The organism is Streptomyces sp. NPDC021749 (assembly GCF_040640655.1).
Lineage (GTDB): Bacteria > Actinomycetota > Actinomycetes > Streptomycetales > Streptomycetaceae > Streptomyces.
The window spans coordinates 130,236-152,525 of sequence record NZ_JBFACE010000005.1; the positions used below are offsets into that span (position 1 = coordinate 130,236).

At 71.3% G+C, this 22,290-nt stretch carries 19 protein-coding genes; 8 read left to right on the forward strand and 11 right to left on the reverse strand.

Annotation, left to right across the window (positions count from 1 at the left end; translation table 11 throughout):
- The first annotated feature begins 86 nt into the window (after positions 1–86).
- On the forward strand, positions 87–1,886 hold the full coding sequence (locus AB0G35_RS07050; protein ID WP_360944956.1) for an ABC-F family ATP-binding cassette domain-containing protein: 1,800 nt from the start codon (positions 87–89) through the stop codon (positions 1,884–1,886).
- 44 nt (positions 1,887–1,930) lie between these two features.
- On the opposite strand, the gene AB0G35_RS07055 is transcribed toward AB0G35_RS07050, so the two are convergent.
- Positions 1,931–2,803 (reverse strand): hypothetical protein, encoded by an 873-nt coding sequence (locus AB0G35_RS07055; RefSeq protein ID WP_360944959.1) that lies wholly within the window; start codon positions 2,801–2,803, stop codon positions 1,931–1,933.
- 329 nt (positions 2,804–3,132) lie between these two features.
- On the opposite strand from AB0G35_RS07055, the gene AB0G35_RS07060 reads away from it, so the two are divergent.
- On the forward strand, positions 3,133–3,870 hold the full coding sequence (locus AB0G35_RS07060; RefSeq protein ID WP_360944962.1) for a LuxR C-terminal-related transcriptional regulator: 738 nt from the start codon (positions 3,133–3,135) through the stop codon (positions 3,868–3,870).
- A 33-nt stretch (positions 3,871–3,903) separates the two neighbouring features.
- Here AB0G35_RS07060 and AB0G35_RS07065 read toward each other — a convergent pair whose 3' ends face one another.
- Both AB0G35_RS07065 and AB0G35_RS07070 read right to left on the reverse strand, forming a co-directional pair.
- Complete coding sequence (locus tag AB0G35_RS07065; RefSeq protein WP_360944965.1) at positions 3,904–4,212, reverse strand: hypothetical protein; 309 nt, start codon at positions 4,210–4,212, stop codon at positions 3,904–3,906.
- A 32-nt stretch (positions 4,213–4,244) separates the two neighbouring features.
- A complete protein-coding gene (locus AB0G35_RS07070) occupies positions 4,245–5,915 on the reverse strand; it encodes a sodium:solute symporter family protein (RefSeq protein WP_360944968.1) in 1,671 nt (556 codons plus the stop codon).
- Between the two features lie 249 nt (positions 5,916–6,164).
- Between AB0G35_RS07070 and galT the strand changes: the two genes are divergently transcribed.
- The 4 genes from galT to AB0G35_RS07090 all read left to right on the forward strand — a co-directional run bounded on the left by galT (position 6,165) and on the right by AB0G35_RS07090 (position 10,431).
- Positions 6,165–7,217 carry a galactose-1-phosphate uridylyltransferase gene (gene galT, locus AB0G35_RS07075; RefSeq protein ID WP_360944971.1) on the forward strand — a complete coding sequence of 351 codons (1,053 nt, stop codon included), beginning with the start codon at positions 6,165–6,167 and terminating at the stop codon, positions 7,215–7,217.
- Positions 7,214–8,179, forward strand: coding sequence for a UDP-glucose 4-epimerase GalE (gene galE, locus AB0G35_RS07080; protein WP_360944974.1), 966 nt, complete (start codon positions 7,214–7,216; stop codon positions 8,177–8,179). The genes galT and galE overlap by 4 nt, the downstream gene beginning before the upstream one ends.
- Before the next feature lie 23 nt (positions 8,180–8,202).
- Complete coding sequence (galK, locus tag AB0G35_RS07085; RefSeq protein ID WP_360944977.1) at positions 8,203–9,402, forward strand: galactokinase; 1,200 nt, start codon at positions 8,203–8,205, stop codon at positions 9,400–9,402.
- Between the two features lie 270 nt (positions 9,403–9,672).
- The gene (locus AB0G35_RS07090; RefSeq protein WP_360944980.1) at positions 9,673–10,431 is read left to right on the forward strand and encodes a response regulator transcription factor; all 759 of its coding nucleotides are present in this window, start codon (positions 9,673–9,675) and stop codon (positions 10,429–10,431) included.
- 169 nt (positions 10,432–10,600) lie between these two features.
- Here the strand turns inward: AB0G35_RS07090 and AB0G35_RS07095 are convergent, their stop codons facing one another.
- The 3 genes from AB0G35_RS07095 to AB0G35_RS07105 form a co-directional block, all read right to left on the reverse strand.
- On the reverse strand, positions 10,601–12,598 hold the full coding sequence (locus AB0G35_RS07095; RefSeq protein WP_360944983.1) for a beta-galactosidase: 1,998 nt from the start codon (positions 12,596–12,598) through the stop codon (positions 10,601–10,603).
- 71 nt (positions 12,599–12,669) lie between these two features.
- Positions 12,670–13,464 (reverse strand): SDR family oxidoreductase, encoded by a 795-nt coding sequence (locus AB0G35_RS07100; RefSeq protein ID WP_360944986.1) that lies wholly within the window; start codon positions 13,462–13,464, stop codon positions 12,670–12,672.
- 144 nt (positions 13,465–13,608) lie between these two features.
- Positions 13,609–14,106 (reverse strand): MarR family transcriptional regulator, encoded by a 498-nt coding sequence (locus tag AB0G35_RS07105; protein ID WP_360944989.1) that lies wholly within the window; start codon positions 14,104–14,106, stop codon positions 13,609–13,611.
- Between the two features lie 180 nt (positions 14,107–14,286).
- Here AB0G35_RS07105 and AB0G35_RS07110 point away from each other — a divergent pair, with 180 nt between their 5' ends.
- Entirely contained in the window at positions 14,287–15,108 is an 822-nt protein-coding gene (locus tag AB0G35_RS07110; protein ID WP_360944992.1) for a trans-aconitate 2-methyltransferase, read from the forward strand.
- Positions 15,109–15,345: 237 nt separating this feature from the next.
- On the opposite strand, the gene AB0G35_RS07115 is transcribed toward AB0G35_RS07110, so the two are convergent.
- Complete coding sequence (locus AB0G35_RS07115) at positions 15,346–16,029, reverse strand: TetR/AcrR family transcriptional regulator (protein WP_360945332.1); 684 nt, start codon at positions 16,027–16,029, stop codon at positions 15,346–15,348.
- Between the two features lie 41 nt (positions 16,030–16,070).
- Positions 16,071–17,066: a fatty acid desaturase gene (locus AB0G35_RS07120; protein WP_360944995.1), complete on the reverse strand. Its 996-nt coding sequence runs from the start codon at positions 17,064–17,066 to the stop codon at positions 16,071–16,073.
- Between the two features lie 299 nt (positions 17,067–17,365).
- Here AB0G35_RS07120 and ppc point away from each other — a divergent pair, with 299 nt between their 5' ends.
- Complete coding sequence (gene ppc, locus AB0G35_RS07125) at positions 17,366–20,122, forward strand: phosphoenolpyruvate carboxylase (RefSeq protein WP_360944998.1); 2,757 nt, start codon at positions 17,366–17,368, stop codon at positions 20,120–20,122.
- Positions 20,123–20,201: 79 nt separating this feature from the next.
- Here the strand turns inward: ppc and AB0G35_RS07130 are convergent, their stop codons facing one another.
- The 3 genes from AB0G35_RS07130 to AB0G35_RS07140 form a co-directional block, all read right to left on the reverse strand.
- Positions 20,202–20,726, reverse strand: coding sequence for a hypothetical protein (locus AB0G35_RS07130; RefSeq protein ID WP_360945001.1), 525 nt, complete (start codon positions 20,724–20,726; stop codon positions 20,202–20,204).
- Positions 20,727–20,818: 92 nt separating this feature from the next.
- On the reverse strand, positions 20,819–21,409 hold the full coding sequence (gene pth, locus AB0G35_RS07135; protein WP_360945004.1) for an aminoacyl-tRNA hydrolase: 591 nt from the start codon (positions 21,407–21,409) through the stop codon (positions 20,819–20,821).
- Between the two features lie 99 nt (positions 21,410–21,508).
- Complete coding sequence (locus AB0G35_RS07140; RefSeq protein WP_360945007.1) at positions 21,509–22,096, reverse strand: 50S ribosomal protein L25/general stress protein Ctc; 588 nt, start codon at positions 22,094–22,096, stop codon at positions 21,509–21,511.
- Between the last annotated feature and the right edge of the window lie 194 nt (positions 22,097–22,290).

Here is a 22,290-nt window from a genome sequence, read left to right on the forward strand (position 1 = left end):
CGGCCCCTGCGCCGCTTTCCCTGTCCGGGTGCATCCGGACGCCGACTACGCTGGGAAGGTCGATCGACCCGAAGCGCAGGAGTGAGATGGCCGTCAACCTCGTCAATCTGGAAGCCGTCGGCAAGGTCTACGGGACCCGTGCCCTGCTCGACGGCGTTTCCCTCGGCGTCAACGAGGGGGACCGGATCGGCGTCGTCGGGCGCAACGGCGACGGCAAGACGACCCTGATCCGGCTCCTCGCCAAGCTGGAGGGCGCCGACGACGGCCGGGTCACGCACGCCGGCGGGCTGCGGCTGGGTGTGCTCACCCAGCACGACTCGCTCGACCCGGCCGCCACCATCCGGCACGAGGTGATCGGCGACCTCGCCGACCACGAATGGGCCGGCAACGCCAAGATCCGCGACGTGCTGACCGGTCTCTTCGGCGATCTGCACCTGCCCGGCTTCACCCACGGCCTGGACACCGTCATCGGGCCGCTGTCCGGCGGCGAGCGGCGCCGGATCGCGCTCGCCAAGCTGCTGATCGCCGAGCAGGACCTGATCGTCCTCGACGAGCCCACCAACCACCTCGACGTCGAGGGCATCTCCTGGCTGGCCCAGCACCTCCGGGCCCGGCGCTCGGCGCTGGTCGTCGTCACCCACGACCGCTGGTTCCTCGACCAGGTCTGCACCCGGATGTGGGACGTCCAGCGGGGCGCGGTGCACGAGTACGAGGGCGGCTACAGCGACTACGTCTTCGCCCGCGCCGAACGGGAGCGGATCGCGGCCAGCGAAGAGGCCAAGCGGCAGAACCTGATGCGCAAGGAGCTGGCGTGGCTGCGCCGCGGCGCCCCGGCCCGGACCAGCAAGCCGCGGTTCCGCATCGAGGCGGCCAACGAGCTGATCGCGGACGTGCCGCCGCCGCGGGACAGCGCCGAGCTGATGAAGTTCGCCAACTCCCGGCTGGGCAAGACCGTCTTCGACCTGGAGGATGTGACCGTCCAGGCCGGCCCGAAGGTGCTGCTCAAGCATCTGACCTGGCAGCTGGGCCCCGGCGACCGGATCGGCCTGGTCGGCGTCAACGGCGCGGGCAAGACCTCGCTGCTGCGGGCGCTGGCCGAGGCGGCCCGTACGTCGGGCGAGGCGCAGCCGGCCGGCGGCCGGATCGCCGTCGGCAAGACCGTGAAACTGGCCTACCTCTCGCAGGAGGTCGCCGAACTCGACCCGGACTGGCGGGTGCTGGAGGCCGTCCAGCGGGTCCGGGAACGCGTCGACCTGGGCAAGGGCCGGGAGATGACCGCCGGCCAGCTGTGCGAGAAGTTCGGCTTCACCAAGGAGAAGCAGTGGACGCCGGTCGGCGACCTCTCCGGCGGTGAGCGGCGCCGGCTACAGATCCTTCGGCTGCTGATGGACGAGCCCAACGTCCTCTTCCTCGACGAGCCCACCAACGACCTGGATATCGAGACGCTGACGCAGCTGGAGGACCTGCTCGACGGCTGGCCCGGCTCGCTGATCGTCATCAGCCACGACCGCTACTTCGTCGAGCGCACCACCGACCGGGTGTTCGCGCTGCTGGGCGACGCCACGCTGCGGATGCTGCCGCGCGGCCTGGACGAGTACCTGGAGCGCCGCCGGAAGGTCATCGAGGCCGCCACCCCGGCCCCCGCGCAGCCGGCCGCGGCGCCGAAGAAGGCCGCCGCGGTCAACCGCGCGGCTCAGAAGGAACTCCAGAAGATCGAGCGCCAGCTGGACAAGATCGGCGACAAGGAGGCGAAGCTGCACGCCCAGATCGCCGAGCACGCCACCGACTTCGAGAAGGTCGCCGGTCTCGACGCCCAGCTCCGCGAACTGACCTCCGAGCGGGACGAGTTGGAGATGCGCTGGCTGGAGCTGGCGGAGGAGGCGTAGGGGCGGGCAGCTGCGGTGGGCCGACGGCCCACCGCACCGGGCCCTCAGCCCAGCGGCTTGCGGACCTCGTTGCGGATCTTGCCCGCCTTGTCCGCGAACGCCTGGAGGTCGACGGACTGCGGGTCCTTGGACAGCTCCGCGGCGTCGGTCTGGGCGACGTTCACGGACGCGCTGGAGTCGGCCCCTATGCAGAAGGTCAGCGTGACCTTCTGCCCCATCTCCGTGCGCACGTCCACGCCACAAGTCAGCGGGGCCCCGCCGCCGCTCGGCGTGAACTTCTTCTCCGGCACCGCGACGACCGTCTTCCCGTCGCGCGTCATCCCCTGGATGGCGTGCTCGACGCTCGTCTCCGGGTCGTCTATGGAGCCGTACATCCCCAGCATCACCATCGACTTGGTCCCGCTGGTGTACTGCCCGCCGACCGTCCGTAGGCCGTGTTCGTTGGCCCCGTCGTGCGGCACCGCGCTGTCGGCCTGCTGGGAGATGTCCTTGGCGAGCTTGTACTCCCCGCCCGCCAGCGTCTGCGGCACCGTGATCCGGTACTTCGGGCCGCCGGAACCGCCCGAGCCGCCCCCGCGGAGCGCCACGGTCGACGCGATGCTCCCGACCACCAGCACACCGACGATCGCGCCGATGATTCCCCACACCTTTCCGCTCTTGTTGCGGGGCGGGGCCGGCGGCGGCACCATTCCGGGCCCGCCGTAACCGGGGTAGCCCTGCGGCGGCACCCCGTAAGGAGGCTGCGGCGGCGCTCCGTACGGGCCCTGTGCGGGGGCGTCGTAGGGCCCCTGCGGCGCGTACGGCCCCGGGGGCGGCGGTATCTGACCGCCCGGTACCTGGCCGCCCGGTACCTGCTGCGGATATCCGTAACCCGGCGCGCCCCCGAAGCCGTTGTGCGGCTGCTGCGGTGTACTCATGACTTTCCTTCGCTCACGTTTCGCCCCACCCCGGCATCGAACCGCGTGCCGTGTGCACCGCATGGAGCCGGTCGCCCCGTCCCCCGCCTGCTGACGTCAACTGTGGCACACGGCACCGACACCGCCCCGGAGGCGTCGCTCGCGCACGCCGGGGCCCGGGCGGAGTGTCTCGTTCAGGCGGCAATCGGCCCCGAATGGCCGGGATTCCAGCATTCCGGGGGGCTTCTGCCCGGTAGGGGGCGCGCGTCGGCAATCGAGCGTGTAGCTTCCCGGGGACGAACGGCCCGGCCGGTGCGCGCCGGGGCCGGGCGGAGGGAGGGGGTTGCTCTATGGGCGTGCGGCTCATGGTGGTCGACGATCACCGGCTGCTCGCGGAGGCGCTCGCCTCGGCGCTGAAGCTGCGCGGGCACCGGGTGCTGGCGGCCGCCGCGCCGAGTGCGGGGGCCGCGGAGCTGGTGGTGAGCCGGGCGCCCGAGGTGTGCCTGCTGGGGACCGCGGCACCCGCCCAGCCGGGCACCTTCGACCCGGTCGTACGGATCAAGAAGGAGCGGCCGCAGGTGGCGGTGGTGGTGCTGGGCCCGGTGCCCAGCCCGCGCGGGATCGCCGCGGCCTTCGCGGCCGGGGCGTCCGGGTACGTCCGCAACGACGAGCGGATCGAGGGCGTCGAGCGCGCCATGATGAAGGCCCGGGCGGGGGAGTCGGCGGTGTCGCCGCAGCTGCTCCAGCAGGCGTTCGAGGAGCTGCTGCACCCGGCGGCGCAGCCGGACGACGAGGGTGCGCGGCTGCTGGAACTGCTCACCCCGCGCGAGGTCGAGGTCCTGATGCGGGTCGCCGACGGTGAGGACACCCGGCTGATCGCGGCGGGGATGGACATCGCGCCGAGCACCGCGCGCACCCACGTCCAGCGGGTGCTGATGAAGCTGGAGGTCGGCTCCCGGCTGGAGGCGGCCGCGCTGGCGGCGCGTACCGGGCTGCTGGACCGGGCGGGCCGCGGACGCGCGGCCCGGACGACGGCGGGGACGGGGACGGCGGCGGGGACGGACGAACCGTCCCCGCCGCCGGTCTGAGCCCGGTCCTCCGGGGCAGCCGATCCGCCCGGGTCAGCCCTCGGCGGGCCCGTCGGCGGCCGCGGCCCGGAGTTCCTCGGCCGTGGGCGGCACGGTCGGCCGCAGTTTCAGCCAGACCAGGAAGAACACGCCGAGGGCGAGCATGCCCAGGCCCGTCCAGAGGTTGATGTTGATGTCCTGGGCCTTCTTGAGGTCCGCGTCGGAGGCGGTGATTCCGGCGATCGTGACGATCACGCCGTAGACGACGAACAGGCCGCCGATGATGCGCCGTACGTCGAAGAGCCGCGCGGCGGTCGCCGATGCGCGCTCCAGCTCCTCGACCTCGTGCTGGTGGTCACTCATGGTGGGTCAACTCCGCTGTTCGGGGCCGGTGTTCAGAAGGAGAACGGGACGTAGCAGACGGCGGCCAGGACGAGCGCCCCCCAGCCCAGCAGGGCCGGCCTGCGGTACCAGGCGTCGTCGCCCTCGGCGGGCAGCTCTTCCATGCCGGGGGACCGGGTGCCGTAGACCAGTCCGGCCAGGGACTCGGCGGGCTTGGGCTTGGTGACCATCGTGACCACGACCATCACCAGCGCGCCGACGACGAACGCGACGATCGACGAGACGAAGTTGGCGCCCTGGTCGGAGGGGATCGTGATGATGCCCTGCTTGTAGAACCAGAAGTAGTTGACCATGGCGGCGGCGGTGCCGGAGAGCAGTCCCCAGAAGCCGGCGGCGGCGCTGGTCCGCTTCCAGAACATGCCGATGATGAACACCACGAACAGCGGGACGTTGAAGAAGGAGAACAGCGTCTGGAGGTAGTTCATGATGTTGCTGAAGGACGAGGCGATGAAGGCGGTGCCCATGCCGATCAGCACGCCGACCGCGGTGACCACGCGTCCGGTCCGGAGGTAGTACGCGTCCTCCCGGCCCTTCTTCAGGTACGCGGCCCAGATGTCGTTGGTGAAGACCGTGTTGAAGGACGACACGTTGGCCGCCATGCCGGCCATGAAGGCGGCGAGCAGACCGGTGACGGCGATGCCGAGGACGCCGTTGGGGAGCAGGTCGCGCATCAGGACCGGGATCGCGTCGTTGTACTGCAGCCCGTCCTTGCTCTTGCCCAGCGTCGGCTCCATGACCAGCGCGATCAGGCCGGGCACGACGACGACCATGGGTATGAAGATCTTCGGGAAGGCGGCGATCAGCGGGGTGCGCTTGGCGGCCGAGAGGTTCTTCGCGGACAGCGCGCGCTGCACCTCGGCGAAGTTGGTGGTCCAGTAGCCGAAGCTCATCACGAAGCCGAGGCCGAGGACGATGGTCAGCCAGTTGGCGCCCAGCGGGTTGCCCTCGCCGATGCCGGTGCCCTTCCAGGCGGTCAGGAACGCGTCACCGTGCGAGGAGGTCAGTGAGTCGGTCAGGCCGTGCCAGCCGCCGACGCGCTTGAGGCCGACGACGGTCAGCGGGATCAGCGCGGCGAGGATGACGAAGAACTGCAGCACCTCGTTGTAGATCGCCGAGGACAGCCCGCCGATGGTGATGTACGCCAGCACGAAGAAGCCGGCGACGACGATCGCCACCCACTGCGGCCAGCCGAGCAGCGCCTGCAGCACGATCGCCATCGCGTAGAGGTTGACGCCCGCGATGAGCACGGACGAGACCGCGAAGATGACCGACGACAGCAGGTGCGAGGACGGGCCGAAGCGGTGCAGCAGGAACTCCGGCACCGAGCGGACCTTGGAGCCGTAGTAGAACGGCATCATCACCAGGCCCAGGAAGACCATCGCCGGGATGGCGCCGATCCAGTACCAGTGGACGGTGTAGGCGCCGTACTGCGCGCCGTTGGCGGCCATCCCGAGGATCTCGGTGGCGCCGAGGTTGGCGGCGACGAAGGCCAGACCGGTGACCCAGGCAGGCAGGGACCGCCCGGAGAGGAAGAAGTCCAGGCTCGTCCTCACGCTGCGCTTGGCCGCGAAGCCGATACCGAGGACGACGACGAAGTAGAGGGCCAGGATCGTGTAGTCGAGCCCGTTGGTGGGCAGCCGTAGCCCTTCGGCCAGATTGATCATGTCGTAGCTCGCTTCTTTGCGTGCGGCGGGTGCGGGCGGTCGGAACGCACAGAAAGCTACGCTCGGGCGGTCAGAAACTGAACACTTTTGTTTGTTTCAGTTGTTGGATCGTGATGAGGAGGGGGCATATGCCCCGCTTCTGCTGCCACTGCAGGCTTCCGTGGTGGCTCGCTTCGGCGTTGACGCCGCTGTTTACTTGTGCTTCATTGTGTTTGTTTGTGTTTGGTCGGTGAGGTGAGGAGCCCCCGGGTGAAGAAGACGACGACGCGGCTCGCGGACGGCCGGGAGCTGATCTACTACGACTCGCGCGACGACGCCGTACGCGACACCCTCGACCGACGCCCCCTCGACCCGGTCGCCACCGCCGCCGAGATCCGCGCCGACCGCCTCCTCGGCGACCACGTCGCCATCGCCTCCCACCGCCAGGCCCGCACCTACCACCCGCCGGCCGACGAATGCCCGCTGTGCCCCTCACGCGAAGGCCGGCACTCCGAGATCCCCGCCGCCGACTACGACGTCGCCGTCTTCGAGAACCGCTTCCCCTCCCTCGCCGGGGACCGCGGCCGCTGCGAGGTCGTCTGCTTCACCCCCGACCACGACGCCTCGTTCGCCGACCTCACCGAGGACCAGGCCGCCCTGGTCCTCGCCGCCTGGACCGACCGCACCGCCGAACTCTCCCAACTCCCCGGCGTGGAGCAGGTCTTCTGCTTCGAGAACCGCGGCGCGGAGATCGGCGTCACCCTCGGCCACCCGCACGGCCAGATCTACGCCTACCCCTTCGTCACCCCGCGCACCGAACGGATGCTGCGCTCGCTCACCGCCCACCGCGAGGCCACCGGACGCAACCTCTTCGACGACGTCCTCGACGACGAACGGGCCGACGGCCGCCGCATCGTCCTCGACGGCGACCACTGGCTGGCGTTCGTCCCGTACGCCGCCCACTGGCCCTACGAGGTGCACCTCTACCCCAAGCGCCGGGTCCCCGACCTGCTCGCCCTCGACGACGCCGCCCGCGCCGAATTCCCCCGGCTCTACCTGGAACTCCTGCGGCGCTTCGACCGGATCTTCGACACCGGCGCCGGCGCCCCGCCGACCCCCTACATCGCCGCCTGGCACCAGGCCCCGCACAGCCCCGCACAGCGCGCGGACTTCGCCCTCCACCTTGAGCTTTTCACCATTCGCCGGACTTCCGGCAAGCTGAAGTTCCTCGCGGGTTCCGAATCCGGCATGAACGTGTTCATCAACGACGTGCCGCCGGAAGCCGCGGCCGAGCGACTGCGAGAGGTAGCGAGCAAGCCATGAGCAAGTACCTGGTGACGGGCGGGGCGGGTTATGTCGGAAGTGTGGTGGCCCAGCACCTGCTGGAGGCCGGCCACACCGTGACCGTGCTCGACAACCTCTCCACCGGCTTCCGGGCCGGCGTCCCCGCGGGCGCCGACTTCATCGAGGGCGACATCCGCGACGCGGCCAAGTGGCTGGACTCCTCCTACGACGCGGTCCTCCACTTCGCCGCGTTCTCCCAGGTCGGCGAGTCCGTCGTCAAGCCCGAGAAGTACTGGGACAACAACGTCGGCGGCACCATGGCCCTGCTGGCGGCGATGCGCACGGCCGGTGTGCGCAAGCTGGTCTTCTCCTCCACCGCCGCCACCTACGGCGAGCCGGTGAACACCCCCATCACCGAGACCGACCCGACCGCCCCCACGTCCCCCTACGGCGCCAGCAAGCTCGCCGTCGACCACATGATCAGCGGCGAGGCCACCGCCCACGGCCTGGCCGCGGTCTCGCTGCGCTACTTCAACGTCGCCGGCGCCTACGGCAGCTGCGGCGAGCGCCACGACCCCGAGTCGCACCTCATCCCGCTCGTCCTCCAGGTCGCCCAGGGCCGGCGCGAGGCGATCTCCGTCTACGGCGACGACTACCCCACCCCCGACGGCACCTGCGTCCGCGACTACATCCACGTCGCCGACCTGGCCGAGGCCCACCTCCTCGCCCTGGACGCCGCCACCGCCGGCGAGCACCTGATCTGCAACCTCGGCAACGGCAACGGCTTCTCCGTCCGCGAGGTCATCGAGACCGTGCGCAAGGTCACCGGCCACCCCATCCCCGAGATCACCGCCCCGCGCCGTGGCGGCGACCCGGCCGTCCTGGTGGCCTCCGCCAGGACCGCCGCCGACCGCCTCGGCTGGCAGCCCCGCCGCGCCGACCTCGCGGGCATCGTCGCCGACGCCTGGGCGTTCGCGCAGAGCCTCGACCACACCAGCTAGCCGCACCGGACGAAGGAGTCCCGATGGCAGGTCACCGAGCCGCCACCCCGACCACCACCGGGCGCCCGCACGGCGCCCGGCACACCGCGGACCAATTCACCGCGGTGTACGGCGCCGCCCCCACGGGAATCTGGGCGGCGCCCGGCCGGGTCAACCTGATCGGTGAACACACCGACTACAACGACGGTTTCGTGATGCCACTGGCACTCCCGCACACCACCCTCGCCGCCGCAGCACCCCGCACCGACGGGGTGTTGCGGCTGCACTCCGGCGGCGCCGACGGCGGCATCGTCGAACTCCGCATCGACGACCTGCGCCCCACCGCCCAGGGAAGCTGGGCCGCCTACCCGGCCGGCATCGTCTGGGCGATGCGGGAGGCCGGACTGCCCGTCGGCGGCGCCGACCTGCACTACGACAGCACGGTGCCCACCGGCGCCGGACTGTCCTCCTCCGCCGCCTTGGAGGTCGCCACCGCGCTCGCCCTCAACGACCTCTACGCCCTCGGCCTCCCGCCGCAGCAGCTGGCCCGGATCGCCCAGCGGGCCGAGAACGCCTTCGTCGGCGTGCCCTGCGGGATCATGGACCAGACCGCCGCGGCCTGCTGCACCGAAGGCCACGCCCTGTTCCTCGACACCCGCGACCTGACCCACCGCCAGGTGCCGTTCGACCTCGCGGGGGAGGGGCTGCGGCTGCTGGTGGTCGACACCCGGGTGAAGCACGAACTGGGGGACGGCGCGTACGCGGAGCGGCGCGCCGGCTGCGAGCGCGGTGCGCGGGCGCTCGGTGTACAGGCCCTGCGCGATGTGAGCGCCGCGCACCTCCCCGAGGCCCTCGCGCAGCTCGCCGACGACCCCGGCACGCAGGCCCTGGTCCGCCACATCGTCACCGAGAACCAGCGGGTCGAAGAGGTCATCGCCTGCCTGGACGCCGGCCGCACCCGCGCCATCGGCCCGCTGCTGACCGCCGGCCACGCCTCGCTCCGCGACGACTTCAAGATCTCCTGTCCGGAACTCGACCTCGCCGTCGACACCGCCCTCGCCGCCGGCGCCCTCGGGGCCCGGATGACCGGCGGCGGCTTCGGCGGCTCGGCGATCGTCCTCGTCGAGGAACCGGCCGCCCACGGGGTCGGCACGGCCGTCACCGCGGCCTTCGCGGCCGCCGGGCACCCCGAACCGCGGATCTTCGAAGCCGTGCCCAGCGCCGGAGCACACCGTCTCCAGTAGGGCGCGACCGGCAGCGCGCGGCCACCGGGACGTCACCAAAAGGACGGCCCGAGACAGCAGTTTGGCCATTCACCTTCCCTCGCCGCGGCCCGTCCGTACCCTGAGATCCTGCACCGGTGGGGGCCGGTGCTGATCAGGGGGCGAGACCGTTCGGGTACGGCGCCCGGGGTGGGGTAGTCATGTCGGCACGGCGGCGGCCGGGCGGCTGAGGCGATCTTCAATCCGGGCGTCGTGCCCGCTATGGTCCGTTCACCGAGACAGGGGGTCTCTGTGCAACGCATCCGGGTTCTGGTGGTCGACGACCACCGCATCTTCGCCGAATCCCTGGCAGCCGCGCTCGCCGCGGAGCAGGACGTGGACGTCGCGGCCGCGGGCAGCGCCCCGGCCGCCCTGCGCAACCTCGACCGGGCGGTCACCGACGGCCGCCGCTTCGACGTGCTGCTCGCCGACGCCGACCTGGCCGCACCGCTGCTCGCGGTCCCGGCACAAGGCGCGGCCCGTGAGCCGACCGTCCCGCGCAGCTGCCCGCGGGACGGCATAGCGCTGGTCTCCGGCCTGCGCACCAGCCACCCGTACCTGCGCACGGTCGTCGTCGCCGACCGCGACGACCCGCGCCGGGCGGCCGCCGCCCTGCAGGCCGGAGCGTCCGGCTGGGTCGCCAAGGACTGCTCGCTGTCCCGGCTGCTCGCCGTGATCCGCGGCGTACTGCGTGACGAAACGCATCTGCCGCCGGCGCTGCTGACCGGTGTCCTGCGCGAGCTGACGGCCGCCCGCAAGCACCGTTCGGAGAGCGAGCGGCTGGTCGAGTCGCTCACCCCGCGCGAACGCGAGGTGCTCCGCTGCATGGTGGCCGGCCTGGGCCGCAAGGCCGTCGCCGAGCGGCTGTTCCTCTCCCCGCACACGGTCCGCACCCACATGCAGAACGTGCTCGGCAAGCTGGGGGTCCACTCGACCCTCGCCGCGGTGGCGCTGGCGCGCCGGGCGGGGGTGGGGCCGGTAGAACTGGAACCGGTCACGGCGGTGCCGTAGGCGATGCGCCGCACGTACCCGGCTGCGGCGCCGTGGTCGTTGCTCGCCGTTGCGCTGTGCGGCGCTCCCGCGGGTAGCCGTCCGCGGCGCCGCGCGGCTTCTCGCCGTTGCGCGCCTCGCGGCGCCGCGTACGTCGTCACCCGCGGCGGAAGGCCACGTACGTGGGGGCTCAGACACCCACCAGCACCGCGACGCCGCGCGGCGGCAGCGTGATCCGCTCCACGGGTCCGGCCGGCGCCCCGTCCGGGCGGGCCAGCGCGTCCCGGTGCGGCCGCGGAAGGGCAACGTCCGCGGCCTCCGCGCCGTGGTTGAGGAGGAAGAGGTAGCGCACGTCGGTGCCCTCCCGGACGGTGGCCTGGACGGCGGGCGGGAGGCCCGGCAGGACGGGGGCGACGCCTGCCTCCGCCCGTACGTCGTCGAGCACGGCCCTCAGCAGCGCGGGGTCGAGGCGGGTCGCGACGTACCACGCCGTGCCCCGGCCGTGGGCGTGGCGGGTGACGGCGGGGCGTCCGGCGAGGTCGCCGTCGGTGAAGCGGGCCAGGGCTTGTGCTCCTTCGAGGTCGACGGACTCCGACCACAGGTCCGCGCGGCCGGTGTACGCGCCGTCGCCGACACCCACGGTGCGGCCCGTGTCCAAGGGCCAGAACTCCTCCACACGCAGGCCCAGCAGCTCCCGTAGCGGCCCGGGGTACCCGCCCGGGTGGACGCGGTCGTGCGCGTCGACGATGCCGGAGAAGAACGAGACCAGCAGCCGCCCGCCGTCGCGCACGTAGTCGGCCAGCCGCTCCGCGTCCTGTTCGGTCAGCAGGTAGAGGTTGGGGACGACGACCAGGCGGTAGCCGGTCAGGTCGCGTTGCGGTGGGATGACGTCGCAGGCCACGCCGGCCTCGAACAGCGGCCGGTAGTGGTCCAGGGCGATCCGGGAGTGGTCCAGCGCGGTGGACGGTTTGGAGTCCAGCTCCAGCGCCCACCAGCTGTGCCAGTCCGCCAGCAGCGCCACCTCGGCCCGGGAGCGGGTCCCCTCGATGCCGGGGACGGCCGCCAGTTCCCGTCCGAGTGCGGTGATCTCGCGGAAGATCCGGGTGCCGGTCCCGCCGTGCGGGACCATCGCGGAGTGGAACTTCTCGGCGCCGCCGAGCGACTGCCGCCACTGGAAGAACAGCACCGCGTCCGCGCCCTGGGCGACGGCCTGCCAGCTCCACAGCCGCATCGCACCGGGCGGCTTCGGGCCGTTGCGGGGCCGCCAGTTGACCGCGCTCGGTGCCTGCTCCAGCAGCAGCCAGGGCTGCCCGGACCGCGCCGACCGCATCAGGTCGAAGACGTAGCCGGCCCGGACGTGGTCGTCGGCGGCGTACGGGTCCTGGTAGAAGTCCAGCGCCATCGCGTCCATATGGGGCGCCCAGGCGAACGCGTCCACCGGTTTGTGCTGGGGCATCAGGTTGGTGGTGACGGGAATCGTCGGGGTCAGCCGGTTCAGGACCGCCTTTTCGGCCATATAGCAGGCGCGCAGCGCCTCGTCGCCGAACCGCAGGTAGTCCAGCTGCTGGGCGGGATTGGGGAAGGTGGGCGCGGTGCGCGGGGGCAGTACCTCGTCGAAGTCGGAGTAGCCCTGCGACCAGAAGGCCGTCGACCAGGCCGCGTTGAGCGCGTCGATGCCGTCGTAGCGGGTACGCAGCCAGCGCCGGAAGTCCGCGGCCGACACGTCGCAGAAGCACTGCCGGGTGTGGCAGCCGTACTCGTTGCCGACGTGCCACATGGCCAGCGCCGGATGGTCCGCGTAGCGGGTGGCGAGCTGTTCGACGAGGCGTACGGCGTGCGCGCGGTAGACGGGGCTGGAGGGGCAGTAGTGCTGCCGGCCGCCGGGCCAGCGGCGCTGCCCGTCCGGGCCCTCGGGCAGGATCTCGGGGTGCGCGCGGGACAGCCAGGGGGGTGGTGAGGCGGTCATCGTCGCCAGGCAGACGGCGATGCCTGCGCCCGCCAGCCCGTCCATGACCCGGTCGAACCACCCGAAGTCCCATTGCCCTGGCCGGGGTTCGACCTTCGCCCAGGAGAAGATCCCGGCGGTGACCATGGTGACGTGGGCCGCCTTCATCAGCTCCAGGTCCTCGGCCCACACCTCCTCGGGCCACTGCTCGGGGTTGTAGTCGCCGCCGAAATGGATGCCCATCGCTCCCCCTACGGGTCGAGGCTCGGTCGGGCCGGTCCGCGGCCCGCGGGCGCCCGGGACCGATGTCCCGGTCAGGACGAGTTCTTGTACACGCTCCAGCCGCCGTCCACGACGAGGCTCGCGCCGGTGACGAACGACGCCTCGGGGGAGAGCAGGAAGGTGATCGCGGCGGCGATCTCCTCGGGCCGCCCCAGGCGCCGTGCGGCCGTCTCCGCGGCGGCGGCCTGCCGTTCCTCCTCGCCGATCCCGTCCCAGGCCGCGGTCAGGACGGGGCCCGGCAGCACGCAGTTGACCCGTACCTCCGGCCCGTATTCGACGGCCAGTTGGCGGCCCAGTCCGGTCAGCCCGGCCTTCGCCGCCGCGTAGGCGGGCCGGCCCGGCAGTCCCACCAGGGCGTGCACGGACGAGGTCAGCACCACCGCGCCGTGCCGCTCCCGCAGGTCCGCGAGGGCGGCGCGCACGCCGAGGAACGAGCCGGTCAGGTTCACCGCGAGCTGCCGCTCCCAGTCGGCGAGCGGGGTGCGGTCGGCCGGCGCCACGTACGGCAGGTAGGCGTTGCTGACCAGCCCGTCCACCGGGCCGTAGCGGCGCCGCGCGGCCTCGACGGCCCGCTGCCAGTCGGCCTCGCCCGCCACGTCGCCGTGCTCGAACGAGGCCCGGCCGCCGGCCGCGCGGATCCGCCGGGCGAGGTGCTCGCCGCGGGCGTCGTCGATGTCGAGCAGCAGTACGCCGGCGCCCTCGGCGGCCAGCCGGTCGGCGGTGGCCGCCCCGATGCCGGCGGCGGCCCCGGACACCACGACCGTACGGCCCTCGAACCGCCTGCCGTACGGGCCGCCGGGCCGGTGCGGTGCGCGCTGCTGGCTCATGGCGCGATCCAAGTGCACAACGGGAGCTGCGGGCAAGGGGACGGGGTGCGGAGGGGGCGCATGCTGAATTAGGGGGCGCACAATGCGGGTTTACGCGCCCCCAAATACCGAAGGCGGGCGGCTCGCCGGGGCGTCGGCGACCGCCTATCCCGGGGTGTTGTCGAACGGCCCGGTCAGCTTCCGTAGCAGCCCGGCCAGTTCGCCGCGCTGCTGACGGGAGAGTTCGGCCAGGATGGCGCGTTCCTGCACCAGCAGTCCGGCCAGCGACTGGTCGGCCTTGTCGCGGCCCTCCGGAGTCAGCCTGACCAGCACTCCGCGCCGGTCGCTGGGGTCGGGCAGCCGCTCGACGAGGTTCTTCTTGGCGAGCCGGTCGATGCGGTTGGTCATCGTCCCCGAGGTGACCAGCGTCTGCGTCAGCAGCGCTCCGGGGGAGAGCTGATACGGCGCCCCGGCCCGGCGCAGCGCCGTCAGGACGTCGAACTCCCAGGGCTCCAGGCCCACCTCGGCGAACGCGATGCGGCGGGCCCGGTCGAGGTGTCTGGCCAGCCTGGAGACGCGGCTGAGGACCTCAAGCGGTTCCACGTCGAGGTCCGGGCGCTCCCGGCGCCATGCTGCGACCAGTCGGTCGACCTCGTCCTCCATGACGATCAGTGTAGAGGGTCTGTCGACATGAAGTCTCTTGACGTCGAGATATATTTCGCTGGACTATGGGGCATCGTCGGCGGAGGCTCGGTTTCCGGCCGCCACGGCCCGAACCGGACCTGCGCCATCCGACCGTTCGCCAGCCCTGTGCCAGCCCTGCACGACGAAAGGGTTATGAACATGCACGACGCACCGACCTGGGATCCGCAGCAGTACCTCCGCCACTCCGGGCACCGCACCCGCCCCTTCCTCGACCTGCTCGCCCGGATACCGGAACTGCCCCGCCGGGACCTCCCCGCCCGCATCGCCGACCTCGGCTGCGGCCCAGGCAACGTCACCACCCAGCTCACCCTCCGCTGGCCCGACGCGCACATCACCGGATACGACAACTCCCCCGAGATGCTCAAGGAGGCCGAGACCCACGCCGGACCCACCCCGGGCGGCGGCCACCTCGACTTCGCCCCCGCCGACGCCGCCGACTGGACCCCCGACGAGCCCTTCGACCTGATCGTTTCCAACGCGGCACTGCAATGGGTTCCCAACCACCCCGAATCCCTGCCGCGCTGGATAGACGCCCTCACCCCCGGCGGCACCCTCGCCTTCCAGGTCCCCGGCAACTTCACCTCGCCCAGCCACGCCCTCCTGGGCGAGCTGTGCGACGCCCCCCAGTGGCGCGAACGCCTCCCCACCCACGGCCGGCGCTTCATCCACATCCTCGAACCCGCCGCCTACCTGGAACGCCTCACCGACCTCGGCTGCAGCGCCGACGTCTGGGAAACCACCTACGTCCAGCTCCTGCAGGGCGAGGACCCGGTCCTCGACTGGGTCAAGGGCACCGCCCTGCGCCCCGTCCTGACCGCCCTGGAAGACGACCCCGGGGCGCGCGAGGCATTCCTCGCCGAATACCGCGACGCCCTCCGCAAGGCCTACCCCACCGGCCCCCACGGCACCGTCTTCCCCTTCCGCCGCATCTTTGCGGTGGCCCGGAAGCCAGCGGCCTGACCCGGGCCCGTGCCTACCGGCCTCGGACACACCAGCTCGCCCGCCAGCCTGGGGAGGCACGGCAAGCCCGCTGGTTCGAGGCCGGCACGGCTCAGGGGGTACGGCCCGGGCCGGCGACCAGAACGCGGATCACGCCGCCGTCGATCACGTAGCGGACCCGGTAGCCGCCGAGGCGCAGGCGACGGGCCTCGGGCCCGTAGGGCGCCGATCCCGCCGGGCGAGGGCCATCGGCGAGGGTCAGTTCTTCCGGTGCCCGATCAGCCGCGGCTTCTGCTCCAGGCCGTCCAGGCCGTGCCAGGCCAGGTTGACCAGATGGGCGGCGACCTCGGCCTTCTTCGGCTTGCGGACGTCGAGCCACCACTGGCCGGTCAGGGCCACCATGCCGACCAGGGCCTGGGCGTAGAGCGGGGCCAGCTTCGGGTCGAAACCGCGGGCCTTGAACTCCAGGCCGAGGATGTCCTCCACCTGTGTGGCGATATCGCTGATCAGCGACGCGAAGGTGCCCGTCGACTGGGCGACGGGCGAGTCCCGGACCAGGATGCGGAACCCGTCGGTGTACCTCTCGATGTAGTCGAGCAGCGCGAACGCGGCCTGTTCGAGGAGCTCCCGGGGATGGCCGGCGGTCAGCGCGCCGGTCACCATGTCCAGCAGCTGACGCATCTCGCGGTCCACCACCACCGCGTACAGCCCCTCCTTGCCGCCGAAGTGCTCGTACACCACCGGCTTGGAGACCCCCGCCTTCGCGGCGATCTCCTCCACCGACGTGCCCTCGAAGCCGCGCTCGGCGAAGAGCGTGCGACCGATGTCCAGCAGCTGCTCACGGCGCTCCGCCCCGGTCATCCGGACCCTGCGCGCCCGCCGCGTCCCCGCGACGGCGGAAGACTTGCTCTTGCTGCTGCTCGTACTGCTGCTGTCGTCGATCGCCACCCGTCAATGATGCCTTCCCCCGTCACCGCCGTGGGCTACCCCACAGCAGCGGTCTCCTTGCGCCGGGCCTCGATGCGCGACGCGTTCGGCCAGCGCACGTCGTACACCCAGCCCGCCTTCTCGAACCAGCGGATCAGCCGGGCACTGGAATCCAGCTGCCCCTTCAGCACGCCGTGCCGGGCGCACGTCGGATCCGCATGGTGCAGGTTGTGCCAGGACTCCCCGCAGGACAGCACCGCCAGCCACCACACGTTGCCGGAGCGGTCGCGGGACTTGAACGGGCGCTTGCCGACCGCGTGGCAGATGGAGTTGATCGACCACGTCACGTGATGCAGCAGCGCCACCCGGACCAGCGAACCCCAGAAGAACGCGGTGGCCGCACCCTGCCACGACCACGTCACCAGCCCGCCCACCAGCGGCGGGATCAGCAGCGACACCGTCGTCCACAGCACGAACTGCCGCGAGACCGCCCGGACCGCGTCGTCCTTGATCAGATCCGGCGCGTACTTGTGCTGTGGCGTCTGCTCCTCGTCGAACATCCAGCCGATGTGCGCCCACCACAGGCCCTTCATCAGCGCCGGCACCGTCTCACCGAACCGCCACGGAGAGTGCGGATCACCCTCCGCGTCGGAGAACTTGTGGTGCTTGCGGTGATCCGCCACCCAGCGGACCAGCGGGCCCTCCACCGCCAGCGACCCCATGATCGCCAGCGCGATCCGCAACGGACGCTTCGCCTTGAAAGCTCCATGCGTGAAATAACGGTGGTAACCGATCGTGATGCCATGGCACCCGATGAAATACATCGCCGTCATCAACGCCAGATCCAGCCAGCTCACCCCCCAGCCCCAGGCCAGCGGCACCGAGGCCACCAGCGCCACGAACGGGACGGTGATGAACAGCAGCAGCGTGATCTGTTCCAGTGACCGGCGCTGCTCGCCACCCAGCGTCGCGGACGGCATCGGCCCACCGGGCCGCCCGGGCGAACCGGCGGAAAGTGGCGGATCTTCTACGGCTTCAGGACCTGTGCTCATGGTGTCCCTCGTCGGGGGCTCGGGGGCACGGCTACGGCCTACGGGACCGTAACCTACGGTCTCGTAAGTATGGCAGCGACACCGCCACGGGCAAGGCTGTGACAGGCCCCACACCACCTCCCGCCATGGATGCCCACCCATCGGACGGTGTGATCCGCCGACAGTGGGCAGTCCTATCCTGGGGACGTCGGACAGCGCGGTCCGCAACCCGCCCGCATCAGACCTGCCCACGCGTCGCCCCCACCACCTCCCCGCGAGCCGCGGAGCGACGCCCCTGATCGCCGCAAGGAGCAGCACCAGTGAGCAGTGCCGACAACACCCCCGTCGAGACCGCGACCACCGAGCCCACCGAGGCCGCCGGCGTCGCCCTGCGCGCCGACATCCGACGCCTCGGCGACCTCCTCGGCGAGACCCTCGTCCGGCAGGAAGGCCCCGAGCTCCTCGACCTCGTCGAGCGGGTACGCGCCCTGACCCGCTCCGACGGCGAGGCCGCCGCCCGCCTCCTCGGCGACACCGACCTGGCCACCGCCGCCAAGCTCGTCCGCGCCTTCTCCACCTACTTCCACCTCGCCAACGTCACCGAGCAGGTCCACCGCGGCCGCGAGCTGCGCGCCAAGCGCGCCGCAGAGGGCAGCATCCTCGCCCGCACCGCCGACATGCTGAAGGACGCCGACCCCGAGCACCTCCGGGCCACCGCCCGCCACCTCGGCGTACGCCCCGTCTTCACCGCCCACCCCACCGAGGCCGCCCGCCGCTCCGTCCTCACCAAGCTCCGCAAGGTCGCCGAGCTGCTCGACCGGACCGACGCCACCGAACGGCGCCGCACCGACCTCCGCCTCGCCGAGAGCATCGACCTCATCTGGCAGACCGACGAACTCCGCGTCGCCCGCCCCGAGCCCACCGACGAGGCCCGCAACGCCATCTACTACCTCGACGAGCTCGCCCGCGGCGCCGTCGGCGACGTCCTCGAAGACCTCGCCGCCGAGCTCGAACGCGCCGGCTCCCCGCTGCCCCCCGGCACCCGCCCGCTCACCTTCGGCACCTGGATCGGCGGCGACCGCGACGGCAACCCCAACGTCACCCCCCAGGTCACCTGGGACGTACTGATCCTCCAGCACGAGCACGGCATCACCGACGCCCTCGAACACGTCGACGAGCTGCGCGGCGCCCTGTCCAACTCCATCCGCAACTGCGGCGCCACCGACGAACTGCTGGAATCCCTCCAGCGCGACCTCGACGTCCTCCCCGAGATCAGCCCCCGCTACAAGCGCCTCAACGCCGAAGAGCCCTACCGCCTCAAGGCCACCTGCATCCGCCAGAAGCTCATCAACACCCGCGAGCGGCTCGCTGGCGACACCCCGCACGTCCCCGGCCGCGACTACCTCGGCACCCCCGAGCTCCTCGACGACCTCACGCTCCTGCAGAGCTCCCTGCGCGAACACCGCGGCGGCCTGGTCGCCGACGGCCACCTCGAACGCACCATCCGCACCATCGGCGCCTTCGGCCTCCAGCTCGCCACCATGGACGTCCGCGAGCACGCCGACGCCCACCACCACACCCTCGGCCAGCTCTTCGACCGCCTCGGCGAGGAATCCTGGCGCTACGCCGACATGCCGCGCGACTACCGCCGCAAGCTCCTCGCCAAGGAACTCCGCTCCCGGCGGCCGCTCGCCCCCACCCCGGCGCCCCTCGACGAAGCCGGCGCCAAGACCCTCGGCGTCTTCCGCACCATCCTCAAGGCCAAGGACACCTTCGGCCCCGAGGTCATCGAGTCCTACATCATCTCCATGTGCCAGGGCTCCGACGACGTCTTCGCCGCCGCCGTCCTCGCCCGCGAGGCCGGCCTCATCGACCTGCACGCCGGCTGGGCCAAGATCGGCATCGTCCCGCTCCTCGAAACCACCGACGAGCTCAAGATCGCCGACCAGCTCCTCGACGAAATGCTCGCCGACCCCTCCTACCGGCGCCTGGTCGCCCTCCGCGGCGACGTCCAGGAGGTCATGCTCGGTTACTCCGACTCCTCCAAGTTCGGCGGCATCACCACCTCCCAGTGGGAGATCCACCGCGCCCAGCGACTCCTCCGCGACGTCGCCCACCGGCACGGCGTCCGCCTTCGCCTCTTCCACGGCCGCGGCGGCACCGTCGGCCGCGGCGGCGGCCCCTCCCACGACGCGATCCTCGCCCAGCCCTACGGCACCCTCGAAGGCGAGATCAAGGTCACCGAACAGGGCGAGGTCATCTCCGACAAGTACCTCATCCCGTCCCTCGCCCGGGAAAACCTCGAACTGACCGTCGCGGCCACCCTCCAGGCCTCCGCCCTGCACACCGCACCGCGCCAGTCCGACGAGGCCCTCGCCCGCTGGGACGCGGCCATGGAAACCGTCTCCGAAGCCGCCCACGGCGCCTACCGCCGCCTCGTCGAGGACCCCGACCTCCCGGCCTACTTCTTCGCCTCCACCCCCGTCGACCAGCTCGCCGAACTGCACCTCGGCTCCCGGCCCTCCCGCCGCCCCGACTCCGGCGCCGGCCTCGACGGCCTCCGCGCCATCCCGTGGGTCTTCGGCTGGACCCAGTCCCGGCAGATCGTCCCCGGCTGGTACGGCGTCGGCACCGGCCTCAAGGCCGCCCGCGAAGCCGGCCTCGACACCGTCCTCGACGAAATGCACGAGCACTGGCACTTCTTCCGCAACTTCCTGTCCAACGTCGAAATGACGCTGGCCAAGACAGACCTGCGGATCGCCCAGCACTACGTCGACACCCTCGTGCCCGACGAACTGAAGCACGTCTTCGACGTCATCAAGGCCGAACACGAACTCACCGTCGCCGAAGTCCTCCGCATCACCGGCGAAAAGGAACTGCTCGACGCCAGCCCCGTCCTCAAGCAGACCTTCCACATCCGCGACGCCTACCTCGACCCGATCTCCTACCTCCAGGTCTCCCTCCTCCACCGCCAGCGCACCGCCGCCGAACGCGGCGAGGAGCCCGACCCCGTCCTCGCCCGCGCCCTCCTCCTCACCGTCAACGGCGTCGCCGCCGGCCTCCGCAACACCGGCTGACCCGCCACACCCCACACAAACGGCGGCGGCCGGCCCCTTCCCCGAAGGAGCCGGCCGCCGCCGTATCACTTCCCGCGCACTACATCGCCGCGAACGCCGCCCCCAGCAACGCCGCCCCCAACAACCCCATCACCCACGCCGTACGCCGCAACCGCATCCCCCCGGCCACCACCAGCGCCGCCAGCAACAACGCCCCCGCAAGCGGCACCCACGCATGCAGCACCCCCGCCGGCCCCGTCCGCACCGCACGCGACGTCCCCGGCTTCAGCACCACCTCGACCCGCTCACCCTTCTCCGGCGCCACCGCCTGCGCGACCGACACCCGAGGCCGCGGCCGACCCGTCCCCGCCAACGGCACGAACGGACCCGAACACCGCTCACCCGCACACGCCGACACCGTCAGCATGCCGCGCTCCCGCCCCTTGACCAGCATCGCGTACCGCGCCGTGTCCCACGACGTCCACACCCCCGCCACCAGCAACAGCAACGCCAGCAGCCCCATCAACCCCGTCCGGGCGACCAACAGCACCCCGTAGGAGCTCTCACCGAGCCGCCGCCAACGACTGCGTCTGACCGAACGGGTGCGCGTACTGCTCTTGGGCATGGCCGCGATCCTTGGCCATCCACCAGCACCCGGTCAACCTCCGGAAACAGTTCGTCAGCCCCTGCCCCGACCCGTCCCCTTCAGGCACTCGGTCACGAGTTGTACGTACCCTGCGCCCGCTCCAGACCGTCCACGATCAACGTCTCCACCGCATCCGCAGCACGATCCACGAAATAGTCCAACTCCCGCCGCTCCGCCGACGAAAAGTCCTTCAGCACGAAATCCGCCACCGGCATACGACCCGGCGGACGCCCGATCCCGAACCGCACCCGGTGATACTCCGCACCCAACGACTTCGTGATCGACTTCAAACCGTTGTGACCGTTGTCACCCCCGCCCAGCTTCAGCCGCAGCGCACCGTAATCAATGTCCAACTCATCATGAATCGCCACCACATGCGCCACCGGCACCTTGAAGAAATCCCGCAACGCGGTCGTCGGCCCACCCGACAGATTCATGAACGACAACGGCTTCGCCACCACCACACGGCGGCTCGACAACCCCGGCGCACCCAACCGGCCCTCCACCACCTGAGCCCGCGCCTTGTGCGCCTTGAAACGGCCCCCCATCCGCTCCGCCAACAGATCCGCCACCATGAAACCGACGTTGTGCCGATTACCCGCGTACTCCGCACCCGGATTACCGAGACCCACCACCAGCCACGGGCTGTCCACGTCCGCCATCTGCACCCTCCTCCAACGGCACGACCGCCGCCCCACGCCAACGGCACGGGACGACGGTCACCAAAAGAATCACCAGGGCACACCGGCCCCGGCAGCGAATCAGGCCTCGGCGCCCTCGGCCTCGGCACCCGCCTCGGCCGGAGCCTCCGCCTGCGCCGCCACGACCTGCAGAACGACGGTCTCGTCCTCAACGGCCAGCGACACACCCGACGGCAGCGCGATGTCCTTCGCCAGCACCGACGTACCCGCGTCCAGACCGGCGATCGACACCGTCACCGACTCCGGAATGTGCGTCGCCTCGGCCTCGACCGGCAGCGTGTTCAGCACGTGCTCCAGCAGGTTGCCACCCGGAGCCAGCTCACCCTCGGTCTGGATCGGCAGCTCGACCGTGACCTTCTCGCCCTTCTTCACGGCCAGGAAGTCCACGTGCACCAGGAACCGGCGGATCGCCTCACGCTGCACATCCTTGGGGATGACCAGCTCGCTCTTGCCGTCGAACTCCAGACGGATCAGCGCGTTCGGCGTCTTCAGCGCCATCATCAGCGCGTGGCTGTCGATCGCCACGTGCTTCGGCTCCGCACCGTGACCGTAAATGACCGCCGGAACCTTCGCCTCACGACGCAGACGGCGAGCCGCACCCTTACCGAAGTCGTCCCGCACCTCAGCGGAAAGCTTCACCTCAGCCATGACAGCACTCCTCGTATCTCAGCAACATCTGGTGGGCGTCACCCGGCCCACGACAGACCAGCTACGAAGAGCGCGTCGATAACGGACAACCACCAAAAAAGGCGGCCTCCCTCGCCGAGCAACTCCACGAGTCTACCCGGCAGGAAGGCCGCCCCAAAATGGATCTCACACGACCCGCGGAGGCAAGGACCTAC